The 18943-nt window shown below is 43.7% G+C and carries 25 protein-coding genes; 14 read left to right on the top strand and 11 right to left on the bottom strand.

The window, feature by feature from the left end; genetic code table 11:
* Positions 1–10 precede the first annotated feature (10 nt).
* Positions 11–643, top strand: coding sequence for an HAD family hydrolase (locus H8S84_RS03980; protein WP_187065960.1), 633 nt, complete (start codon positions 11–13; stop codon positions 641–643).
* Between the two features lie 25 nt (positions 644–668).
* Positions 669–1418, top strand: a complete 750-nt coding sequence (locus H8S84_RS03985) for a DUF72 domain-containing protein (protein ID WP_187065961.1) — start codon at positions 669–671, stop codon at positions 1416–1418.
* 7 nt (positions 1419–1425) lie between these two features.
* Here H8S84_RS03985 and H8S84_RS03990 read toward each other — a convergent pair whose 3' ends face one another.
* Entirely contained in the window at positions 1426–2031 is a 606-nt protein-coding gene (locus tag H8S84_RS03990; RefSeq protein WP_187065962.1) for a hypothetical protein, read from the bottom strand.
* A 243-nt stretch (positions 2032–2274) separates the two neighbouring features.
* On the opposite strand from H8S84_RS03990, the gene H8S84_RS03995 reads away from it, so the two are divergent.
* Genes H8S84_RS03995 through H8S84_RS04005 form a run of 3 tightly spaced genes read left to right on the top strand, consistent with a single transcriptional unit; the run spans position 2275 to position 4357 of the window.
* A complete protein-coding gene (locus H8S84_RS03995; RefSeq protein WP_187065963.1) occupies positions 2275–3339 on the top strand; it encodes a phosphatase PAP2 family protein in 1065 nt (354 codons plus the stop codon).
* Positions 3340–3344: 5 nt separating this feature from the next.
* Positions 3345–3755, top strand: a complete 411-nt coding sequence (locus tag H8S84_RS04000) for a hypothetical protein (protein WP_187065964.1) — start codon at positions 3345–3347, stop codon at positions 3753–3755.
* Between the two features lie 26 nt (positions 3756–3781).
* Positions 3782–4357, top strand: a complete 576-nt coding sequence (locus H8S84_RS04005) for a GNAT family N-acetyltransferase (protein ID WP_222621567.1) — start codon at positions 3782–3784, stop codon at positions 4355–4357.
* 75 nt (positions 4358–4432) lie between these two features.
* On the opposite strand, the gene H8S84_RS04010 is transcribed toward H8S84_RS04005, so the two are convergent.
* Positions 4433–4669 (bottom strand): hypothetical protein, encoded by a 237-nt coding sequence (locus tag H8S84_RS04010; RefSeq protein ID WP_187065965.1) that lies wholly within the window; start codon positions 4667–4669, stop codon positions 4433–4435.
* Positions 4670–4900: 231 nt separating this feature from the next.
* Between H8S84_RS04010 and H8S84_RS04015 the strand changes: the two genes are divergently transcribed.
* A complete protein-coding gene (locus H8S84_RS04015) occupies positions 4901–5350 on the top strand; it encodes a hypothetical protein (protein ID WP_187065966.1) in 450 nt (149 codons plus the stop codon).
* Positions 5351–5502: 152 nt separating this feature from the next.
* Positions 5503–5937, top strand: coding sequence for a hypothetical protein (locus tag H8S84_RS04020; RefSeq protein WP_187065967.1), 435 nt, complete (start codon positions 5503–5505; stop codon positions 5935–5937).
* Between the two features lie 100 nt (positions 5938–6037).
* Here the strand turns inward: H8S84_RS04020 and H8S84_RS04025 are convergent, their stop codons facing one another.
* Together H8S84_RS04025 and H8S84_RS04030 are read right to left on the bottom strand one after the other, a co-directional pair.
* Positions 6038–6718: a CPBP family intramembrane glutamic endopeptidase gene (locus H8S84_RS04025; protein ID WP_187065968.1), complete on the bottom strand. Its 681-nt coding sequence runs from the start codon at positions 6716–6718 to the stop codon at positions 6038–6040.
* Between the two features lie 117 nt (positions 6719–6835).
* A complete protein-coding gene (locus H8S84_RS04030; RefSeq protein WP_187065969.1) occupies positions 6836–7681 on the bottom strand; it encodes a LytR/AlgR family response regulator transcription factor in 846 nt (281 codons plus the stop codon).
* 229 nt (positions 7682–7910) lie between these two features.
* Between H8S84_RS04030 and H8S84_RS04035 the strand changes: the two genes are divergently transcribed.
* Complete coding sequence (locus H8S84_RS04035) at positions 7911–8483, top strand: pseudouridine synthase (RefSeq protein WP_187065970.1); 573 nt, start codon at positions 7911–7913, stop codon at positions 8481–8483.
* Positions 8484–8621: 138 nt separating this feature from the next.
* On the top strand, positions 8622–9644 hold the full coding sequence (locus H8S84_RS04040) for an LLM class flavin-dependent oxidoreductase (RefSeq protein ID WP_187065971.1): 1023 nt from the start codon (positions 8622–8624) through the stop codon (positions 9642–9644).
* 359 nt (positions 9645–10003) lie between these two features.
* Here the strand turns inward: H8S84_RS04040 and H8S84_RS04045 are convergent, their stop codons facing one another.
* The 5 genes from H8S84_RS04045 to H8S84_RS04065 all read right to left on the bottom strand — a co-directional run bounded on the left by H8S84_RS04045 (position 10004) and on the right by H8S84_RS04065 (position 14114).
* Positions 10004–10900 (bottom strand): cyanophycinase, encoded by an 897-nt coding sequence (locus tag H8S84_RS04045; RefSeq protein WP_187065972.1) that lies wholly within the window; start codon positions 10898–10900, stop codon positions 10004–10006.
* A gap of 19 nt (positions 10901–10919) precedes the next feature.
* Complete coding sequence (locus tag H8S84_RS04050; protein WP_230407034.1) at positions 10920–11366, bottom strand: hypothetical protein; 447 nt, start codon at positions 11364–11366, stop codon at positions 10920–10922.
* Between the two features lie 11 nt (positions 11367–11377).
* A complete protein-coding gene (locus tag H8S84_RS04055; RefSeq protein ID WP_187065973.1) occupies positions 11378–12226 on the bottom strand; it encodes a TIGR02587 family membrane protein in 849 nt (282 codons plus the stop codon).
* 300 nt (positions 12227–12526) lie between these two features.
* Positions 12527–12727 carry a hypothetical protein gene (locus H8S84_RS04060; protein ID WP_187065974.1) on the bottom strand — a complete coding sequence of 67 codons (201 nt, stop codon included), beginning with the start codon at positions 12725–12727 and terminating at the stop codon, positions 12527–12529.
* Between the two features lie 544 nt (positions 12728–13271).
* Positions 13272–14114 carry a Mut7-C ubiquitin/RNAse domain-containing protein gene (locus H8S84_RS04065; protein WP_230407035.1) on the bottom strand — a complete coding sequence of 281 codons (843 nt, stop codon included), beginning with the start codon at positions 14112–14114 and terminating at the stop codon, positions 13272–13274.
* Between the two features lie 79 nt (positions 14115–14193).
* Between H8S84_RS04065 and H8S84_RS04070 the strand changes: the two genes are divergently transcribed.
* Both H8S84_RS04070 and H8S84_RS04075 read left to right on the top strand, forming a co-directional pair.
* Positions 14194–14616, top strand: coding sequence for an EamA family transporter (locus H8S84_RS04070; RefSeq protein WP_187065975.1), 423 nt, complete (start codon positions 14194–14196; stop codon positions 14614–14616).
* Positions 14617–14776: 160 nt separating this feature from the next.
* Positions 14777–15544 (top strand): DoxX family membrane protein, encoded by a 768-nt coding sequence (locus H8S84_RS04075; RefSeq protein WP_187065976.1) that lies wholly within the window; start codon positions 14777–14779, stop codon positions 15542–15544.
* A gap of 334 nt (positions 15545–15878) precedes the next feature.
* Here H8S84_RS04075 and H8S84_RS04080 read toward each other — a convergent pair whose 3' ends face one another.
* Positions 15879–16325, bottom strand: coding sequence for a hypothetical protein (locus H8S84_RS04080; protein WP_187065977.1), 447 nt, complete (start codon positions 16323–16325; stop codon positions 15879–15881).
* A gap of 239 nt (positions 16326–16564) precedes the next feature.
* Between H8S84_RS04080 and H8S84_RS04085 the strand changes: the two genes are divergently transcribed.
* Both H8S84_RS04085 and H8S84_RS04090 read left to right on the top strand, forming a co-directional pair.
* Positions 16565–16732 carry a hypothetical protein gene (locus H8S84_RS04085; protein ID WP_187065978.1) on the top strand — a complete coding sequence of 56 codons (168 nt, stop codon included), beginning with the start codon at positions 16565–16567 and terminating at the stop codon, positions 16730–16732.
* A gap of 390 nt (positions 16733–17122) precedes the next feature.
* Positions 17123–17314, top strand: a complete 192-nt coding sequence (locus H8S84_RS04090; protein WP_187065979.1) for a cold-shock protein — start codon at positions 17123–17125, stop codon at positions 17312–17314.
* 118 nt (positions 17315–17432) lie between these two features.
* Here the strand turns inward: H8S84_RS04090 and H8S84_RS04095 are convergent, their stop codons facing one another.
* Positions 17433–17849, bottom strand: coding sequence for a hypothetical protein (locus H8S84_RS04095; RefSeq protein ID WP_187065980.1), 417 nt, complete (start codon positions 17847–17849; stop codon positions 17433–17435).
* A gap of 623 nt (positions 17850–18472) precedes the next feature.
* Here H8S84_RS04095 and H8S84_RS04100 point away from each other — a divergent pair.
* Positions 18473–18901 carry a hypothetical protein gene (locus H8S84_RS04100; protein WP_187065981.1) on the top strand — a complete coding sequence of 143 codons (429 nt, stop codon included), beginning with the start codon at positions 18473–18475 and terminating at the stop codon, positions 18899–18901.
* The last annotated feature ends 42 nt before the right edge of the window (positions 18902–18943 follow it).

Raw genomic sequence — 18943 nt, forward strand, 5'->3', positions numbered from 1 at the left:
ATGTGTTACCATGTCAGAAGAAAAAGAGAAGACAAAGGTTTTAGTGTTCGACCTGAACCAGACATTCTATAACAAGAGCTCTAAAGATGAGTTCTTTAAGTTTGTTGTCGGGAAAAAACCGAAGCAGGCCAAATACTATTTCCAGATGCTTTACTATAAGGCACTACTAAAGCTACACCAGATCAGGAAAACAGAGTTCAAAGAAAACTTCTTCAACTACCTAGACGATCTGCCACCTAAACAGGTAGAAGCCTATGCAAAAGAGTTCTGGGATGAAGAGTATCCTGACAACTTTAACAAGCAGCTGCTAAACCACTTTAAGGAGATGCGAAAGCAGGGAGTTAAGCTTTTCTGTGCTACAGGAGGCTTGGAGCTTTACGTAAAACCGCTGTTTAAGCTATTCCCTATTGATGGATTTGCTGGGACCCGGGTGCAGTATGAAGACAACACCTATAAGGTAATTGGCAAGGCGTGTAAAGACGAAGAAAAACTCTGCCGTATGGATGAGTTCTACAAAGACACAGGTTACACTGTGGTAGAAGCATACTCTGACAGTAAAGAGGACATTCTGGACATAGCAGAGAAAGCTTACCTGGTGAAAGACGAGGAACTGAAGCCTTACGAGAAGAACAACAAATCTTAGCCGCTATAACAACATTTCCGCACGTATGATTGAATCTCACCCCAATTTATACATTGGCACATCAGGCTGGAGTTACCGCTGGCAGGAAGTGCTTTATCCTGCAGATCTTAAATCAGCGGACCGCCTTTCCTACTATGCTACCCAGTTTAACGCCACCGAAATAAACAGCAGCTTTTACCATTTCACGATGGCTAAGACCATAGAGAAATGGCTTGCCACTACCCCTTCCTATTTCAAATTTGCCCCAAAACTGCACCAGGAGATCACACACAAACTAAAGTTTACAGACATTGACGAACCGCTGGAGAAGTTCATGTCTAGGTACTTGCTGATGGGAGAACGGCTTGGCCCTGTGCTGGTGCAGATTGCCGGCAGCTTCCGGTACGACAGACTTGTAGCAGAAGCGTTTTACAGAACCCTTCGGGAGAAGTATACGGACACTGCCTTTGCACTGGAGGCACGGCATGTGTCGTGGTTCACGGAAGAGTCGCTGGACCTGATGCGGGAGTATGACATTACAGCAGTGATGGCCAGTGCAGGCAAACGCTTTCCGGGAACAGAAGTAAGTACCACCGATACGATATACCTACGCCTGCACGGCGACGAAAAAATGTATACTTCTTCCTATTCCGACGAAAAGCTGGAACGCTATGCCTTCATGATAAAAGACTGGCTGGAAGACGAAAAACAAGTATGGATATTCTTTAACAACACGGTACTAGGCAATGCAGTTACAGATGCGCAGCGCCTGAAGCAGTTCATTCAGCAAGTATAAGTATAACTTACTTCTCTTGTTTTGCAGGCGGTGCCGGCGTAATCATGATGTGGGCTGCATGTGTGCCGGGGTCCATAATCCAGGGCATAGCAGGGCCATCTGGTTTTAGCGGTAAGCCAGTGCTTTCTGCCGTAGCATAAGGTACATAAACCACATAACGCAGGTAGCCGTCCTTCACATCGCCGGTTGCCAGATCATAATTCTCATCCGGAGCCGTGAGCACAAACAAAGAGGCAGGCTGTTTGGGCATTTTCAGTTTACCACTCTTCGCTTCCTGTTCTCTCGTATCAAAGATCTCCTTCCTTTCTTTTCCTGCTTTCTTTAACTCCCTTCCACGTGCCATAAACGGCTCCAGGTCGCGGTGGTAACAGGCTGCTGAAAAGCCTTTCTGATTCGGATCATCGGCCAAACACACCATCTCATTTGTCCCTTTACGCAGCGTTACTAACTCCCCCTTCTGGTTATATCCCAACACAGCCGCGCCATCACGCTTATCGGCTGGTGCGGCCAGTAAAGCAGCTTTAATCTGTACTTCTGATGAGGGTACTTTTGTCTGCGCCTGTAAACTGAAACAGGCAAAAAGTAATAGAGAGAGAACAAGTAATCTGGCCATGACTTTGAAATTTGGTGGAAGAACGAAGTAGCTTACTTATACGATGTATTGTTGTTTTAGAGACAGAAACGCCTCGTTTTAGAAAGTATAAATCACTGATAACCAGTCAGTATCTAGCGATCTTTCTGTTTACGTTGCGGTTAAGGCATGATTTCAGATATTTTTTTTTGCGCAGCCTGCGTCTTTTGCAACCTCTCCCCGTCATCAGGTCAAAATCAACCAAAACGACTTAAGCAACAGACTATGGAACCGATGTACATTTACGCCACACCAGCACAGGTTAAGCAGGAACTGGATTTCCTGAAGGCAAAAGCAAACCAACGCGAAGTAAACAAAATAGATTCTGGCAGCACATGTAGCTGCAAGGTCCAGCAGGCACCGAATAAAGCAACGATGAAAGCGATCTATACTTTGCTGTTAGGAATGCTGTTCCTGACAACTGTTACAGTACAGGCGCAGACAAGCCAGCAGAAAAGTATAAAGTATAAAAGCCTGTCGCCAGAAACAGATCATTATAAAACCATCAGCACTAGTAGTGTAGCTTCCAAAGGCGGTGAGCTGGAAAGTATAGCTTTTCCTATGAAAGACTTTCGCCGGGGAGCTTACTTGAAGATGCGCACTGTTTACTTGGATGTACCTGTACAAACTTTTAAAATAAAACCCTACCCTGCCAACAGCTCCGAGCAAACCAGGACAGAACTGGACTTCTTGCTCGGGCTGCAAGCAAAACGTACTGCACAGGATGCGGCTCTGACAGATACCATGGCTGTTGTGTACCACGACCCCTTCACCGTAAACCCCAACGACCCGGACTACAGCCGCAACACAAACAGCCTGTTTTATGTTGGCCGCAATCTTGGCCCCTGGTTTAACCCGGAGCAGTTGCCGGTTACCAGTCGCGTGTTGCAGAACGTGATACAGGACGCTACTTATTACTTTTTCTCACTCAAAGCTCAGTTTAACCGAGCCCGGCCGTACCACCTTGAGCCCCGCCTTCAGAACCTGGAAGCACCTGGCCATGCCTCTTACCCCAGCGGCCATTCTTCTGCCTCGCACGTGCATGCCTACCTGTTGGGGCACCTGCTGCCGGAGTATAAAGACCAGTTTCTGAGCAATGCGTATGACATGGCTTTTTCGAGGGAGATACGCGGTGTGCATTACCCAAGCGACTCAGAGGCAGGCCGTGAATTTGCCGAACAGTTTGTGGCGCATCTTCTGAAAAGCAAAACATTTAAGGCAGACCTGGAGGCAATGAAAGCAGAGATAGCGGCAGTGATGGCTGAGAATAAATTAACAACAGCAAAATAAGCGCAATGCTACAGATAAACAAAACTTGGGTTACAGCCACTATGGCTGTAACCTATTTCCTGCTGGCTTTCAGCGTAGTTACCAAACTCTTGTTTGTACCCTACATTGCTGTAAAATTTGAGGTATTGGGAATTGCAGCGTATGGCCGCCTTTTTGGTTTGGTAGCACTTGTGGCGTTTTTGCTGTACCTGCATCCCCGTACCATCGGCCTCGGCTTTGTTCTTCTGTGCAGTTACTTTGGAGGTGCTATTGCAACAGACATGCACACACCGCAGTACTTATATCAGCCGGTTATAGTGCTAACGCTAGTATTTCTGACTACATACCTGCGTAAACCTTTTATTTTTTCTGATAAATTGGCTGCTGTACATAAAACCTGCTGCACGGTTGTAGCCTGGCAAAGAGAATCAAAGTAAATAAACAAGTTGCTGCATTAAACTTTATGTCGGAGATTAATATACTAACTATGTTACCGGAACATGCCGGGGCAGTGCTGCAGATCTATAAAGAAGGTTTGGAAACCGGTGAAGCTACTTTTAACACCGAAGTGCCAACCTGGGAGCAATGGGATAGCAGCCATCACCAGCACAGCCGTTTTGTTGCCCTTGCTGGAAACATAGTTGCCGGTTGGGTTGCCCTGTCACCGGTGTCTGCCAGGTACTGCTACCGTGGCGTAGCCGAGTTCAGTATTTACATAGCCGCAGCTTATCGTGGTATGGGTATTGGAGACCAACTCATGCAAAAGGTTATACCCGAAAGTGAGGCCAACGGCATCTGGACCCTCCACTCCTCCACCTTTCCGGAGAACAGGGCAAGTATAAAACTCCAGAAAAAGCACGGCTTCCGAGAAATCGGTTACCGCGAAAAGATTGCAGAATTAAATGGCGTCTGGCGCAATACCGTGCTGTTGGAAAGGCGAAGTATGGCCGTGGGAGCCACAGGTGTTGAGTCCAACAAAAACATGATCCGAAAGATTATTAAAGCCACCATAACTGCTATACTGCCGTTTAGCCGCTAAAATATAAAAGCAGAAGCTGCACCTGCGTAAAGGGTGCAGCTTCTGCTTTTATTCTTTTTAATTTTCAATTATATTCTAAACCCAGCGCTTGCGTTCGCTGAAATGGTTACAGCCAAAACTAGCTCCTGTAATCATCTCGAACTGACGAGGTTTTTTGTCTTCTACTCCTTCGTGTATAAGCGGTAACACGTAAGATGGTTCCATCGCGTGCTGACCGGTTAATTCATCACAAACGCCAAAGTCTTTACTTTGTAGCTGTACTTTATTTTGATCTTGCTCCCAGTGGGTGCAGTGATTGCATGTTGCTTCCATAGGTATATAATTTTAGTTCTACATTCTAAACTATACTTAAAATATACTCACATCTGGCACTATGGGGTTGCGAGAAAGAGCCGCTTTCGTGTAATTTAGAAACAGACTAAACAACGATTAACTCACTATTTGAGACGAATGACATTAATCATCTTCCTGTAATTTGAGGAACTATACTTGTTATTCGGCTAGTATAAGTATAACTTTGCAGCGCTTTAATTAAACTTCTTCATGCATCTAGCTTCTCAACATAATTTTCAGCTACAAACAGTTTACGAAGATGAGTATCTGAAAGTAGAAATAGATGAGAAACAGAGCTTTATTTACGTAGAGTGGTATAAGCACCCGAGCAGCGATAAGTTCAGGCAACTATTCCAGAAGCTGGCTGCAATTACAATCGACAACAAAATTGAATATTGGCTTAGCGATGCGCGTGCCATACATTACCTGGAGTTCTCAGACCAGAACTGGCTACTGCAAACTGTTGCTCCTCTTCTTAAAAAATCAACTTTAAAGAAGTTTGCCCGCGTAACTACAAAAGAAGGTCTGGCCTTGATGGACGCCACTAGGATATATTCCGGCATAGAGCAACAAAGAGACTTTGAGGTTAAAACCAAATTCGAACTATTTATCAGCAAAGAGGCTGCCTTGGATTGGTTGTATGACGGTGATTACCACTAAAGTCTAATTCCATATTATTTAGATTTCTGCTGAAACAAGTTAGATTAAACTCCTTTTCATCTTTAAAAACAGCATAAACTCCGCAGCAGTATTAAACAGGTTTAGCTGATTATTTATACCTTTACGCCCGACACATTAATCTAAACGATACTATGTATACAGGTTTACAGCATTTACATTCTTACATGACTTACCTGGTGCTAGCTGGGGTACTTATAAGCTTACTAGTCGCACTAGCAGGCTGGTTTGGGAATAAGCCATTCACCGATAAAGACAGGAAACTAGGCCTCCTAGGCTTGATACCTACACACTTGCAGTGGGTAATCGGAGTGATTTTATACTTCGTTTCTCCACTTGGCCTCGACGGCGCAACAGAAGGGTTTATGAAGAACTCCGTTTCCAGGCTTTATGTGCTGGAGCACCCGCTTACTATGATTATTGCCGTTGTACTTATTACCATTGGTTACTCAAGAGCAAAACGCATGGTAGGAACTGGTAACGGTTTTAAAAGCATCGCTATTTTTTACGGTATTGGGCTTATACTTATACTAAGCCGCATTCCATGGAACGCATGGCCAGGGAATTAATACTGAAAAGAAGCAACTAGCCGCTGAAGCAACATAAAGGGGGGAAGCAGAGATTACTGCTTCCCCCCTTTTTTCATAGCTATTCTGTACGTAAATGGCACTACTTCGCTAATAGAAGCGGAATCATCATAAAGGCTATAAAATCTACCAGAAAATGAGCTATGATGTTGATCCAAAGGTTACGCTTCCAGAGGTAAAGCAAGGTAATTAAACCACCTGCAGCTGTTACAAAGATCAAATGGCCTAGCCCCCAGCTCAAGTGTGTTATAATAAATACCAGCAGAGGTACTATGGCAGCAACCGCTTTACTTCCTGTTAAAGTAAGCAGGCGCTCAAAAGGATAGCCCCTGAACAAAACCTCTTCCATTACGCCAGCCCGAAGTGCAAGTAAGAAAATTCCCCACACAGGCATCTCGCCTATTTGCTTTGCAGCGCTTGTGGATATAGGAAGTCCAATTAATTTAACGAGCCCCTGCAACAGTCCGAACAATACGAACAATACAAGGCCGGCCCCTATACCCCAGGCAACGCTGCGCCAGGTTAACTTGCCCAGCCCGATAGAGCTGAGCGGCTGTCGCTCATACAACACTACAATTACCAGTATCAATAGGGTAAGCGACCAGAAAAAGATCTCGCTGAGCACCCATCCAGGTTTTATTTGCCCAGACACCATTACGAAGATACCAGGTAAAGCAAGTGCCAGATAAAGGCCGATATAAGTGATAAAAGGAAGCTGTTTTTTCTCTCCTACTTGAAGTGTTTGTTCGAGTTGTGTGTTCATATGTGTTTTAGTTTTGGTGAAACATCTACACAAATGAACGTGATAAAATGTGGCTTAACGATTAATATCAGGCCTTTTCAGCTGAATGGTCAGGATAAAATGACTGAGTGGTGACTACTAACCATTCAGGGTGAACCAATCCTTAAACTCTGCAGCCTTGTAGCGGCTTACTGTTTCTGTTCGGGGTGGCTGCCCCTCTGCCTGGAGCGTAAGCAAAAGCTTGAAATTAACGTCTTTTTTAACTGACTGAATCGCCTGCCGGTGAGAAATAACCTGTCGGCTGATTTTGAAAAAGTCCTGTGGCGGGAGCAGCGGCTCCAGCTCGCTTAAAGTATAGTTTGTAGCCATTCTGCGGCCTGTAGTAAAAACAGCAAATGTAATCTTGTTTTCGCTGTAGAAGTATGCCAATTGCTGTACCGGTACCTGCACTTGCTCCTTTCCTGCCTGTAGCACCAGCGTGTCTTTGGGAGGGGTAGCCTCGGCGGTAGCTTGTTCCTGTGGCTGAGTTGGCGCTGCCTGCCTCTCCTGCCAATAGTTATAGAGCTCCAGCGAAAGGTAAATACCGTTTATGACCAGGGCCAGCACCACCGATAGCAATAGCCCCACTAAAAGCGCATACAGACTTATAGGCCTACCATACACTACTACCGTTACAAATGGTGCATAACACAGGTATAAAAGTGCGAAAATACCCATGTTTATCCCTAGCACCTTCAAAAGCAGCTGCATAGAAAAGCCATTCTCAAACAGACCTTTTTTATAAACATTCCTGATGGTCCACATCTGCAGCTCCCACAGAATAAGTGTTCCGATAAAATGTACCGCAAAATCCCGCCAGGGGAAATTATAGTTTTCGATAAATGGGAAATTTGCAGGAGAGATAAGATGCACGAGCACCAGCACCAGCAGCGTGAGCACCAGCAGGTGCCGCCAATTACTGAAATAGAGCTGGTAATTATGCATGAGGTTTCATTGATTTTATACTTATACTTTCAGCAGGGCTAATTGATTTAAGTATTTATAACGCAATATAAAGTATTGTTTTGAACTACAAGCCAGATGAAGCCCGACTTATCTTAGCTTGGCTTTTAGCCCATTAAATCGGAGCTTTGTAAAAATATAGTAGACTCAGGGCATATTCTCAAAGAGGAATAGCCGGAGCAGTTGTTTAATTTTCTTTACATACCTAAAAATGCACAGGCATTTTATACTACATAAACCCTACGGCTACATCTGCCAGTTTGTAAGCAACCACAAGCAAAATAAATTACTCGGCGAGCTGTTCGAATTTCCGGAAGGCACTATGTCCATTGGTCGCCTCGACGAAGACAGCGAAGGCCTGTTGCTGCTTACCACTGACGGTAAGATGAGCGAAAGGGTGCGCCGCAAAGATGTAGAAAAAGAATACTACGCCCAGGTAGATGGCCTTATAACAGAAGAAGCCATTGAACTAATGCAGCAGGGACTGGAGATTGGCTCCGGCGAAGCCATGTATAAGACACTCCCTTGCAAAGCACGTCGTTTAGATCCAGCCCCGGACTTTGCTCCACGCACAAAGAAAATCCGCGACGATAGGCATGGGCCTACCAGCTGGGTATCCATTACCGTTACCGAAGGCAAATTCAGGCAGGTGCGTAAAATGACAGCCGCTGTTGGTTTTCCTACGCTGCGCCTTGTAAGGGTACGTGTCGGGGATATGCACCTTGGCGATTTACCGCTTCGTGGCGTACAGGAAGTAGAAGATTTTAAGCTCTACCAGGACTAGCTGTACAGCCAACTTACCGCAATCGGTTAATTATAGCCCTTTCCTCTGAAAGGCATCATGCATAACATCAACTTACTTGTTAAGTATAAACTTATGTAACCTTAACTGGTAGTGCATTTAAATTAGAGATTGAGCCACATGAGCAGCACAGCGCAGCAGAAAAAGCTTTCCGATGTAAAATTCTCCGTTCTGGACTTAGTACCAATACTGGAGGGTAGAACCATAGCAGAATCTTTTAAGAACAGCCTGGATCTGGCCCGGCACGTTGAGAAACTGGGCTATACCCGCTACTGGCTGGCGGAGCACCACAACATGCAGGGTATTGCAAGTTCTGCTACCACGGTCCTGATCGGCTACATTGCCGGCGGCACATCAAACATTAGGGTTGGTTCTGGAGGCATAATGCTGCCGAATCATGCGCCGCTGGTAGTGGCAGAGCAGTTTGGTACACTTGAAACACTATACCCCGGCAGAATTGACCTTGGTTTAGGGCGCGCACCCGGCACAGACCAACTCACAGCCAGAGCCCTGCGCAGAGACTTAATCGAATCTGTAGAAGATTTTCCGAAGCATGTGCAGGAATTGAGAACTTACCTGGGGCCAGTGCAGTCCAATGCCCGCGTACGCGCTGTGCCCGGTGAAGGTACCAACGTACCTATCTGGATACTTGGCTCCAGCACTTTTGGCGCACACCTGGCCGGGCTGATGGGACTGCCCTATGCGTTTGCCAGCCATTTTGCTCCTGCAGCGTTACAGGCAGCTCTCAAAGTATACCGCGACAGCTTTACTCCCTCTGATAACTTGGAGGCACCCTATGCCATAGCCTGTGTAAATGTAGTAGCAGCTGATACAAATGCCGAAGCCAACAATTTAGTTACTACACTATACCAGGCGTTCCTGAACGTGATCAGAGGTACGGCTAATCCTCAAAAACCACCTGTAGAAAGTATGGATGGCCTGTGGGATGCTTCGGAGCAGTATGCTGTTCAACAGATGCTGCGCTACAGCTTTGTTGGAGGACCAAAAACAGTACAAGAGGAACTGCAGTCTTTTGTTGATGACACACAGGTAGATGAAATTATGATCGCGTCGCACATCTATGACCACCAGGCAAGATTGAAATCGTATGAGTTGATTGCTGACTTGGTGCTGAAAGTATAATTGTGTTCTTAAAATCTAGCTTATATGTTATAGCAGGTACTTTTCAGCTGCACAAACTATGTGCTACTTCCAAGTAACAGTCAGCATGTGGCAATTAGAATTATCGCACTGGTTATTACTCAGAGCTTTATTTTTGAATTAACTCATCCTTTTAGAACTGTCAGCATAGCACTCCAAGCTATCACAAACATCATTACACTAGCCATGTGCTGCGCCATACACCCCTTTTGGGTACTTTTATCGCTGCTAAACCATGAAGCTGCAAAATTGCTCACAAACCTGTCAGCTACAAGTAAACATCTTGCAATTTATCAAAACCAGTTAGGTTTAAACGGAAATGTATGACCCTATACTTCTTATTATATGTGAAGCTGATCGTAAATAGGAAATGTATACTTTTCGCCATGGCTTAACAGGTGTACAGTTAATCCTTTAGCCGAAAAAGGCTCTCCGGCTTCAATATCATATATGTTCGTACCGACCATCTTCATACCTTCTACTATAGTAACCAATCCACTGCCTATTACAGTAAGATCTTTGCCCTCCGTAATATAAGCTGCCGTGTCCTCTTCCAGGCCAAGCCCTATACATCCAGGATTCGTAACAATACACTGCGCCATTCTTACCAGGCGGCCACGCTGTATAAAATGGGTATCTACAGCAATATTTTTCAGAAACTCCAGCCCGGTTGTGATGCGTACATCCCCTTTAATAAACCCACCCTTCGACATTACCTCATAGATCATTGGCGTTGATAAGGCTGTTGCGCCGGCGCTAGTACCTGCTACCAGTACGTTGTCGTAAGTAAACCTTTCTTTCATAAGCTGCAGCAGCTTGGTTCCGCCCAGTATAGAAGTTAGCCGCAGCTGGTCTCCGCCTGAAAAATAGATGCCATCGGCCTGTTCAATTACCTTCAGGTACTCTTCATCCTGCGTATCATCCCTAGATCTGATGTCTAGCACCTTTACCTTACTTAAACCAAGCTCATTGAACAAGCGAACATACTCTTTTGCAACAGCTTCTGGTTCTGTGGTAGCAGTTGGAAGAAACGCCACTGTAGGGTTCTTTCCCTTCAGTTTCTCCTTGAAAAATTTCAGAATCTCTTCGCTTTCAAAGTCAACATTGCGCTTTTGGTCTTCAGTCTGCTGGCTATCACCTTTGCTTTCCTTGCCGCCAATAGCCAACAGGCAGCCCTTTGGAATGGGTACTTGTTTACTAGGCGATTTGCTTCCAGCCGTTTTCCGTTTTGTTATCATCTAGATCCACAAAGTGTAATTATGGTTTTTTGTAACTTACTACTCTTGCTATCAATGTATCGGCTTTACCGGGATCATTCCTGAAGCCAACCCAGCCCTCCCTTTTAGATTCCTGTGGTGCAAATGCTATCTCCAGTTGGGCCGTTTCTACCTCCTGATCACCTTTCATCAGTGCCAGTTCAATTATTACCGTTTCTGCCGTGGCGCCGCCTTTGTTCTCAAGCAATACATGGTACCGGTTAGGACTGTTCTGTGAAGGGTCAGGCCAGCTTTGTACATATAGATCTGCTGTAGATGGCTTATGGGTATAAGTCTGATAGCCCAGGTAACCCAATATGGATAGCACCAACAACAGGCTTATGCCAAAAACAACCCACTCCAGCCAGTTCTTTTTATTATCACGCTCATCACTTCCGTTCTGCTGACTACCCTTTTTGTTGTTTCCCAGCTCGTTGTTCTCTTCCATTTAAATTATGTTTACTTTATCAAAAGCCGGCCAGCTGAGGCTCCTAAAGAGGCTAACACTCCGAGTACAATAACATGCTGAAAAGCCACCCAGAAACTAACGCCATCAAACCTGCCAAAAAACCATAAGACAAAGGCAGAGACACCCAGTGAAGTTACATAGCTAACACAAGTGTCGAAGGCCATATCGAAGAATAGTAATTTCTTGCTTTTGCTTACTGTGCCTTTAAAATTGCTGAAAAATACAACCACCACACTTATAAAAAGGGATACAATGGCCATGGCCAAGATATGGCCCGGAGCAGCCTCCACAGCGATCATAATTATTTCTTCGGTAGGTGCCACATTACCTCCAACTACAATAGCGCCACAGATACCTAGCACAAAAAAGCCAAGTTTTGTTCTGCGTTCATCCGATTGCTGCTCTGTCTTATCCTTATTATCTTCTTTAGTTCCCAATTGTGCTGTACCAATAGAAACTCCAATGGAAACAGCCATTGCTTCTATGATAACCTTTCCCATTACCTCATCTATACTCATATCCGTCAGCTGTATCCTGTTCAGCATCAGAAGCACGCCAAAGGAAATCAGCAAACCTATACCCATTTCTTCTACAGAGTTTATAAAAACATGCTTCCAAGAAGCTTCGGGGTGCATGCCGGCAAAGCGGTTGTAGCCAAGCAGGAGCAGGTAAGTAACCGCTACCAACACCATCAGATCCAAGGGCTCGGCTATAAAACCAGCCCACCATACCTCCATCGTATAAAGTAGCGGAAAACTGAACAGCAACCCTCCTGTTATGCCGCGGGCATACTCTTTCAAGGATTTATGAACAGGTCTACTGTTGCTTTCAGATGACATACAAATGAGTTGGGTTTTAATATAACACGCATACGATTCAAGCTGTATTTTGTGTTATAATGAGCCATCAAACTACTCAGCATGTCCAAACAAAGCTGTATTTAATACTCTGAGAAATAAAACAACACGCAAACCAGACTTAGCAGTTTTCAGCAGCAACAATAACGGCTACTATAAAGAAGATGAGTTGATTTATAAACGATTATACTTTCTTCAGGCGTTCTGTTACCACAGCACTGTACTGCTTTTGATAAGGTTGACCGTAGTTATAGCGGATAAAGTCGCTGTACAACATCTCGCTTAATTCTGATGAATGGGAGAACTGGCAGCTATACTTATAGTATCACCTTTAAAAAGCAGGCGTTTAGACTCGTTGACGGAGTTGTGTTCCTGTATAGCGCTTGTAGCAGCAGAAGCGGGAGCTGCTACAGCCTCTTCCGGTACTACTGCCAATACTGTAGAGCCATGGGAAGAGAGGTTGTTAATTTTTTCTTGCATCATTAAGCTTTCAGGGCAGACGTACGGGCAACTTCAAAACTTGTGTGGCCTGTTGGTCTGAAGTATGACCGTAAGTACTTAGGATTGAAATAAGGGATCAGGTAAGACTAAATGAGGGCCATCCTCAGCACCCAATTAGGTATGGCCCTCTTTTGCCTTTCATACATCTTGTAAGTTTAACCTATGTAAACATTACGTGATAGTTAATAGGAATTACGCCTTGCAATAAGCATTGTTCAGGCATTGCACCCATTTTACCTGTATAACTGTCTAAATACCGATTAGTGCTGACTGGTACGTATTTGTTGGTATAAATGGTGAGTAAACACTGGCTATTATATTGCCTATGCTACCAAAGTATAGGCATAGCGTATAGAACTAAAGAGCAGCATGCGCAACCGCTTTGCTGCACCGGATAAATGTCTCTTAGCTTTAATTATTGCACATCTGAAGTAAATCAAAGACGGGAGAGCGGCACCTTTAGCAAGCAACACCTACCTCTATTCATCCTGCAGCTCTCCCTCTTTTCTTTAACATTTTAACGTCTTCAAACTCCAGGCTCATGCTTCTGTAGCAGTTTTGCGATTTCTTGCTGCATGTGCTCATAATGAGATCCTTTCCAGTATACTTTGTCGCATGGGATACACTTATAAAATTCGTTAAAGTACAAGCGGGTTTTCGGGGGTAGTTTATCCAGCACATCCTCTTTGGGTACAGCACTTACCACGGTATTGCAACGCAGGCAGCGCATAAAAGGCTCAAACTGCTCTTGTAGCTTATACCTTACTATCACCTCCTGCAACTGTTCTGTAGTATGCTGCGACCTTAGCCAGTAACCATGCTTTATTATTTTCTGCTTTAGGAGCCCGATGTCGCGGGTAAGCACAATACGCTCCTGGTCCCGGGCAATCTGTGCGATCTCTGCATCGGCAAACTGCTTTTGGTAACAGGTGTCGAAGCCAAGCATGCGCAGCGCTTTGGCTAGTGTACCCAAGTGTACATCAAGTATAAATTTGTAAGGCCTTGGCGGGTTTTCTATCAAACAATAGCCTTCAGGCCATTTCCTGCTCTGCTCGTGCGGGTAAATGTGCAGTTCATCTCCAGGATTAAGGCGTGCAAAAAAATTTAAGGGGTCCTCTCCTCTCAAAATAACGGCTACTTCTGTGTGAGGTACTCCAATGGCTTCAATGGCATCTTTTACAGACTGGGTTTCGGCAAACGTGTAAGCTACCGGCACCCGCTTTACAGCAGGTCTTAAAAAATCCTGCAGGTTACCGTGAAAAGTAATTGTGGCTACATGTGGCATGGTAAAGTATACTTTATACGTTAAAGTATGATTGCTTAACAGGCTTATACTTACGCTGCACGCCTCTGAATCGCTGCTATACAAAAAATTTTAGCCAACACCGGAGAATAGCCAAAAACTTACAGTAGTATTGCGCTTTGTTTACAAACTTACAAGTATAAATATGGAGCAGTGGCTGAGTTACGCCATTATGGCAATGCTGATGGGAGGTGTGGCAATGGTTTTTGCCAAGATGGGAATGGGCAGCGCGAACGAGCACGTTGCCCTCGTGATCCGGACAAGCGTGTTACTGGCCATGGTGGTTGCCAACGCCTGGTATGCCGGCGCTTTAGGAGGCGTTTCGGCTGTAGACAATAAAACGATGCTATGGCTGGTACTGGCCGGACTTTGCACAGCCGTTTACTGGATCTTATACTTTAAAGCCATTAAAACAGCCAACATATCGGTAGTGGCTACCATTGACAGGGCAGGCATTGTGGTAACGGTACTTCTCTCCTATTTTATTCTGAAGGAGCCGCTTACGCCCCGCCTGCTGCTCGGTATGGGCACCATACTTGCCGGCACACTGATACTTATCTGGAAGTAAATATAGAGAGGCAAATGCCTCTCTTTTTGTTTCTGCTCCAGCGGGTAGCAAGTTTTGTAGGGGAAATTCGGGGGTTAGTATAATTTATTTAGATATGAAAAGCTGATGTATTAACTTACTGATAGCAAAATTTTTACGACTCCTAACCACCTACAAAACTATGATCAAAAATAAAGACGTTTTCACTGTGCTAATCCGGCTCTTTCTGGGCTACATTTTCTTCTCGGCCGGCGTTTGTAAGTTATCGCATGGGCAGTTTGGACAGATAATAGGCCCACATTTAATGGAGGAGGCGCTGGCAAAGCACGGCTTGGGTCTATTTGCACAGGTTGTGGCTGTTTTCCAGGTACTATGCGGTGCACTGTTGATGTCGCAGCGCTTTAGTTTACTTGGTGCTATTATGCTGGTGCCCATGAATGTGGCCATACTTGCCGTTACCGTATCCATGAACTGGACTGGAACTCCGTATGTAAATGCTGTATTTCTGAGCCTGAACCTGCTACTCTTGTTCATGGAGCGGCAAAAGTTCAGCTTCCTGTTTAACCCAATGGCCACGCATGAAATATTGCCAACTCGTACCGATGCTTTAGGGCAGAATAAGTATAGCTGGATAGGTTTGGCATTTAGCCTGTTAATAATGATTGCAGCAAGGTACAGTCTGCCGCTTACCAACACCTTTGCCATTATTATTTTTATAAACTTCGCTTTGGCCATACTTACCGTGCCCCCTCTTAGCCTGCTTGATAAGCTATTAGTTATACTGCCTTTTGTAGCCATGTTACTGATAACCTACAGCGACATAAAAGGCATTGCTGCCCCGTCTATACTAGTAATGTTGGTAGCCGAGACTGCTTTATTAGGTACAAGACTTTATATGGGTTCCAGGGCCGGTAAACTGGGAGAAACACCCCTTGTACAGGAAATGTAACCGGGGTTAAGTGGTTACACATATTATTACACAAAAAAAAATCATCATAAATGCGTATTGCAGTTACAACTTGGAATTATTAGTTTTATTCACTAAATATGAATTAATATTACTTTATTTATAAGGCAATAGATCATTAACCACAATTCACCCTGTTATGAGAAAAAGGTTTTTAGAAATGATCAATTTGAATGTAAAGTCACACATGCTACTCTCGATGCTTGTTAAAATGATAAGCCGCGAAAGCTGAAGAAATGCTCTGAACGATTGAGCACATGATGCTATAAAACTTAATGCCTGCTATATAAGCAGGAGAAGGGTAATCTGTCAGCTGTTACGAGACATGCATTGCTGCTCTGAGTTTTAATAGAGCTGTGTCATTGTTCGTTTCGGGAGCTACATAGTGTAGTGCCTCTTCGAGTGTAGCAAAATGCTGCAGTTCTTTTCGCATGCCAAAGATCGTGTAGATTTTTTTCCTCATAGCCTCTGCAACAATCTGTAGTATAGCATCCTGGCCCCGCACCATTGCCACTTTCAGCAGCGGTGTATCTTGTAGCAAAAGACCCAGCTGCTCCACAGACCATTTCTGGTCCTGCATTGTGAAGTTACTTTTAGTAGAGTCCATGATCCAGTTTTCCAACTGATGCTCTTTGATAGTAGAATAGACCTGCAACATTGCCTGCTTGTAAGCATCGTGCTGAGCGGGGCGGGTAAATATAGTAAATATCAGCCTTTGAGGTTTTAAAACCTGGCAGATGAAGAGTTCTTTGGATGCGCTCATAAAAGTGAGATTTTGACCTAAAGTTATACGATAAATTATTACATCATAACAATATATTCTTAAATTAATAATACTGTTCGATAACGTACATAATGATGCATTTTAATGTCCGGTTTAGGACATCTGTACAGCCAGCTAAAACATACAATATATTGATATAAAGACACTTATACTTATGGCATCTTACTTGTAATTAAAAATTCGAACACCACAACCTGAAACGTATGCAGACTAAAACTATGAAACCAGTAATTGCAGCAGTAGCTATGCTAGTCTTGCTCACTTTTACTATGCTAGGCGTTAGAGGCGTTAGCAAATGTGAGATGGATAAACGAGCTAAAGCAGGTAACCTGGAGTGGCATAACCTGGAAAAGCAACTGCCATCAGAAGCCTCGCCTACCAGTTAATGGCGATCCATTTAAATTAGCTTTCATTTAAAATGTAATACTTAATACTTCATCGTTCACAGCTTTAATGCTACACTACCAATCTACCTAAACTATGAAAAAAGAGAAGCCCCTGTAGTACAGGGGCTTTTTGTTTGCTTATTTCCAAAAGAAACGCCTCTACGTATTCCTGTAAGCAACACAACATTAGGCTATTTTATGAAGTTAACTATACTATAAATGTCTACCCTTAACGTTATACTTAGACTTATCACCAAAATAAACTACGATTGATAAAATGCTTTATTTTACAGTTTAGGGCGATTTTTTAAAATAAAATCTGCATTTTGTAAAATATTATGAACAAATTTACCTCCCTAAACGTCTTCAAGACAATAACATCAAAAATTTATGAACAACGGAACAGTAAAATTCTTCAACACCGAAAAAGGTTTTGGCTTCATTAAGGACGACAACACAAACCAAGAGTACTTTGTACATGTAACCGGTTTGGTTGATGAAGTTAGAGAAAATGACAAAGTAACTTACGAACTTCAGGAAGGCAGAAAAGGCCTTAACGCCGTAAATGTTAAGCGTGCCTAACTTGTGGTCACCTTATAACAGAAAAGCCTTACGCCAAACGTAAGGCTTTTTTTATGCCTGCACCGTATTCGTTGGTTCATTCTTGCTGATTTAATACATTATCAAACTATCTGTTGGTTTATTTCATAAAAAGCCATTTCAGAGCGTCTGTTCTCGTTACAAAATCCCTAGACTCACAAGGCAGCGGCACTTCAGATGCCATGCCATAGATTGTGTGTATAGCTAACTGCTGAAACATATCCTGCGCCATAATATTAGCTACTTTTCGGAGTTTACTATGTTGCAAAAGTTCTGCAGTGTGATTTGCGATCCAAACCTGGTCATCAAGGCTAGGGGCAATCATTAAAGTATAGTCAGCCAGAATCAGCTCGACATTATTTTTTAATATAAAATCGCACGAGAAAATCATAGCTTCACGTAATTCTACACTTGCTATGGCTCCTCTCCACTCGTTCCAGATAAAGTGCTCTCCTGAGCAATAACGCATTGTTACATACTCCTTCTCCCATGCTATAGCAAGCTCAAGTGTTTCCATAAGGTAGTGCAAGTCTTCTAATCAATTGTACGATATCAACAATAATTAGTAATTTAAATTTGTTAATTGAATGAAAATTTAACATAGAACTTAGAAATTTGTTTTATAACTAGGTTTAGCTAGAATAACTTAAGCCGCTATGTATCATAGTGCTCGCAAAACATCTTTATATTTGCTTCTCAATTAAAGTTCTAATATGCCAATGTTGCGATTTATACTTTGTTTTGGGTTCTTATGCCTAACTATTGTTGCCTCTGCACAACCGAACTGCCCCGCTCCTACTCTCAAATTATACCATAACGATAAAGAACTTACAGGCACAGCTCCTGAAGGTATTGTATCACTTACAATTAAAATACAGCCAGATGCACAGTGCTCTAAAGGCACAGCATATGAAATTGTGAGAGGGGCGGCTTATTTAATCAGAGGCGAACAGATGCTATCTCAGCACTTGATAACAGGCTCTTATTTAATGCTTGCCCATTGGTTGCCGCAAATGAAGACAGGTGATAAAATCTCTGTTGTTGTTAACCGAATGTACCTGGTTACTGACAAAGAGCAAAAGATACCTTATACTCAGCAGGTTTTCACACGGCTTACCATCAAATAGATTAAGAAATCACATGAGATACCTATTACTAACTTTATTCCTGTTTGCAGCACTTACTGCCACTGCACAAAGTAAGCCCCAGAAACAGGACACCCCTTGCAATTCTCCAGACCTGGTGCTCTACAACGAACTGAACAAACAGCTTCCTGAAGATAGTTTGCCCATCACGAAGGTGAAGCTTGTGGTAAACAATAATCCGGATTGCGATAAAAACGTGAATTTTAAAGTACTTAAAGCAAAGGCATATTATGTAAGGGATGTGCGCCCTCTTGCTGAGGTCGAAATAGAGGGTGACGTTTTTGACTTTTCGATTTGGGAAGGTCCACATAAAGTCGGTGATCGGATCTTAATTCAGGTGCTGGATGTAAGCTATACTTTTGCTGACGGGAAAACGGGAAAGTTTCCGGGAGCAGTCATGAAAAACTGGCACTTCACAAAGTAGGTACCACTACACAAGAAAAGGCGCCTGCAAAGCGCCTTTTCT

This window comes from Pontibacter cellulosilyticus, assembly GCF_014306105.1.
In the GTDB taxonomy this organism is placed as follows: Bacteria; Bacteroidota; Bacteroidia; order Cytophagales; family Hymenobacteraceae; genus Pontibacter; species Pontibacter cellulosilyticus.

What these genes read in the sequence shown, in the direction of transcription:
- H8S84_RS04045 (WP_187065972.1), bottom strand. Translation starts at nt 10,900, where the DNA reads ATGATAACAAAACGGAAAACGGCTGGAAGCAAATCGCCTAGTAAACAA.
- H8S84_RS04080 (WP_187065977.1), bottom strand. Translation starts at nt 16,325, where the DNA reads ATGAGCGCATCCAAAGAACTCTTCATCTGCCAGGTTTTAAAACCTCAA.
- H8S84_RS04100 (WP_187065981.1), top strand. Translation starts at nt 18,473, where the DNA reads ATGAGATACCTATTACTAACTTTATTCCTGTTTGCAGCACTTACTGCC.
- H8S84_RS03995 (WP_187065963.1), top strand. Translation starts at nt 2,275, where the DNA reads ATGGAACCGATGTACATTTACGCCACACCAGCACAGGTTAAGCAGGAA.
- H8S84_RS04000 (WP_187065964.1), top strand. Translation starts at nt 3,345, where the DNA reads ATGCTACAGATAAACAAAACTTGGGTTACAGCCACTATGGCTGTAACC.
- H8S84_RS04095 (WP_187065980.1), bottom strand. Translation starts at nt 17,849, where the DNA reads ATGGAAACACTTGAGCTTGCTATAGCATGGGAGAAGGAGTATGTAACA.
- H8S84_RS04055 (WP_187065973.1), bottom strand. Translation starts at nt 12,226, where the DNA reads ATGTCATCTGAAAGCAACAGTAGACCTGTTCATAAATCCTTGAAAGAG.
- H8S84_RS04075 (WP_187065976.1), top strand. Translation starts at nt 14,777, where the DNA reads ATGATCAAAAATAAAGACGTTTTCACTGTGCTAATCCGGCTCTTTCTG.
- H8S84_RS04060 (WP_187065974.1), bottom strand. Translation starts at nt 12,727, where the DNA reads ATGATGCAAGAAAAAATTAACAACCTCTCTTCCCATGGCTCTACAGTA.
- H8S84_RS04090 (WP_187065979.1), top strand. Translation starts at nt 17,123, where the DNA reads ATGAACAACGGAACAGTAAAATTCTTCAACACCGAAAAAGGTTTTGGC.
- H8S84_RS03985 (WP_187065961.1), top strand. Translation starts at nt 669, where the DNA reads ATGATTGAATCTCACCCCAATTTATACATTGGCACATCAGGCTGGAGT.
- H8S84_RS04050 (WP_230407034.1), bottom strand. Translation starts at nt 11,366, where the DNA reads ATGGAAGAGAACAACGAGCTGGGAAACAACAAAAAGGGTAGTCAGCAG.
- H8S84_RS04020 (WP_187065967.1), top strand. Translation starts at nt 5,503, where the DNA reads ATGTATACAGGTTTACAGCATTTACATTCTTACATGACTTACCTGGTG.
- H8S84_RS04085 (WP_187065978.1), top strand. Translation starts at nt 16,565, where the DNA reads ATGAAACCAGTAATTGCAGCAGTAGCTATGCTAGTCTTGCTCACTTTT.
- H8S84_RS04040 (WP_187065971.1), top strand. Translation starts at nt 8,622, where the DNA reads ATGAGCAGCACAGCGCAGCAGAAAAAGCTTTCCGATGTAAAATTCTCC.
- H8S84_RS04070 (WP_187065975.1), top strand. Translation starts at nt 14,194, where the DNA reads ATGGAGCAGTGGCTGAGTTACGCCATTATGGCAATGCTGATGGGAGGT.
- H8S84_RS04030 (WP_187065969.1), bottom strand. Translation starts at nt 7,681, where the DNA reads ATGCATAATTACCAGCTCTATTTCAGTAATTGGCGGCACCTGCTGGTG.
- H8S84_RS04010 (WP_187065965.1), bottom strand. Translation starts at nt 4,669, where the DNA reads ATGGAAGCAACATGCAATCACTGCACCCACTGGGAGCAAGATCAAAAT.
- H8S84_RS04035 (WP_187065970.1), top strand. Translation starts at nt 7,911, where the DNA reads ATGCACAGGCATTTTATACTACATAAACCCTACGGCTACATCTGCCAG.
- H8S84_RS04025 (WP_187065968.1), bottom strand. Translation starts at nt 6,718, where the DNA reads ATGAACACACAACTCGAACAAACACTTCAAGTAGGAGAGAAAAAACAG.
- H8S84_RS04015 (WP_187065966.1), top strand. Translation starts at nt 4,901, where the DNA reads ATGCATCTAGCTTCTCAACATAATTTTCAGCTACAAACAGTTTACGAA.
- H8S84_RS03990 (WP_187065962.1), bottom strand. Translation starts at nt 2,031, where the DNA reads ATGGCCAGATTACTTGTTCTCTCTCTATTACTTTTTGCCTGTTTCAGT.
- H8S84_RS04005 (WP_222621567.1), top strand. Translation starts at nt 3,782, where the DNA reads ATGTCGGAGATTAATATACTAACTATGTTACCGGAACATGCCGGGGCA.
- H8S84_RS03980 (WP_187065960.1), top strand. Translation starts at nt 11, where the DNA reads ATGTCAGAAGAAAAAGAGAAGACAAAGGTTTTAGTGTTCGACCTGAAC.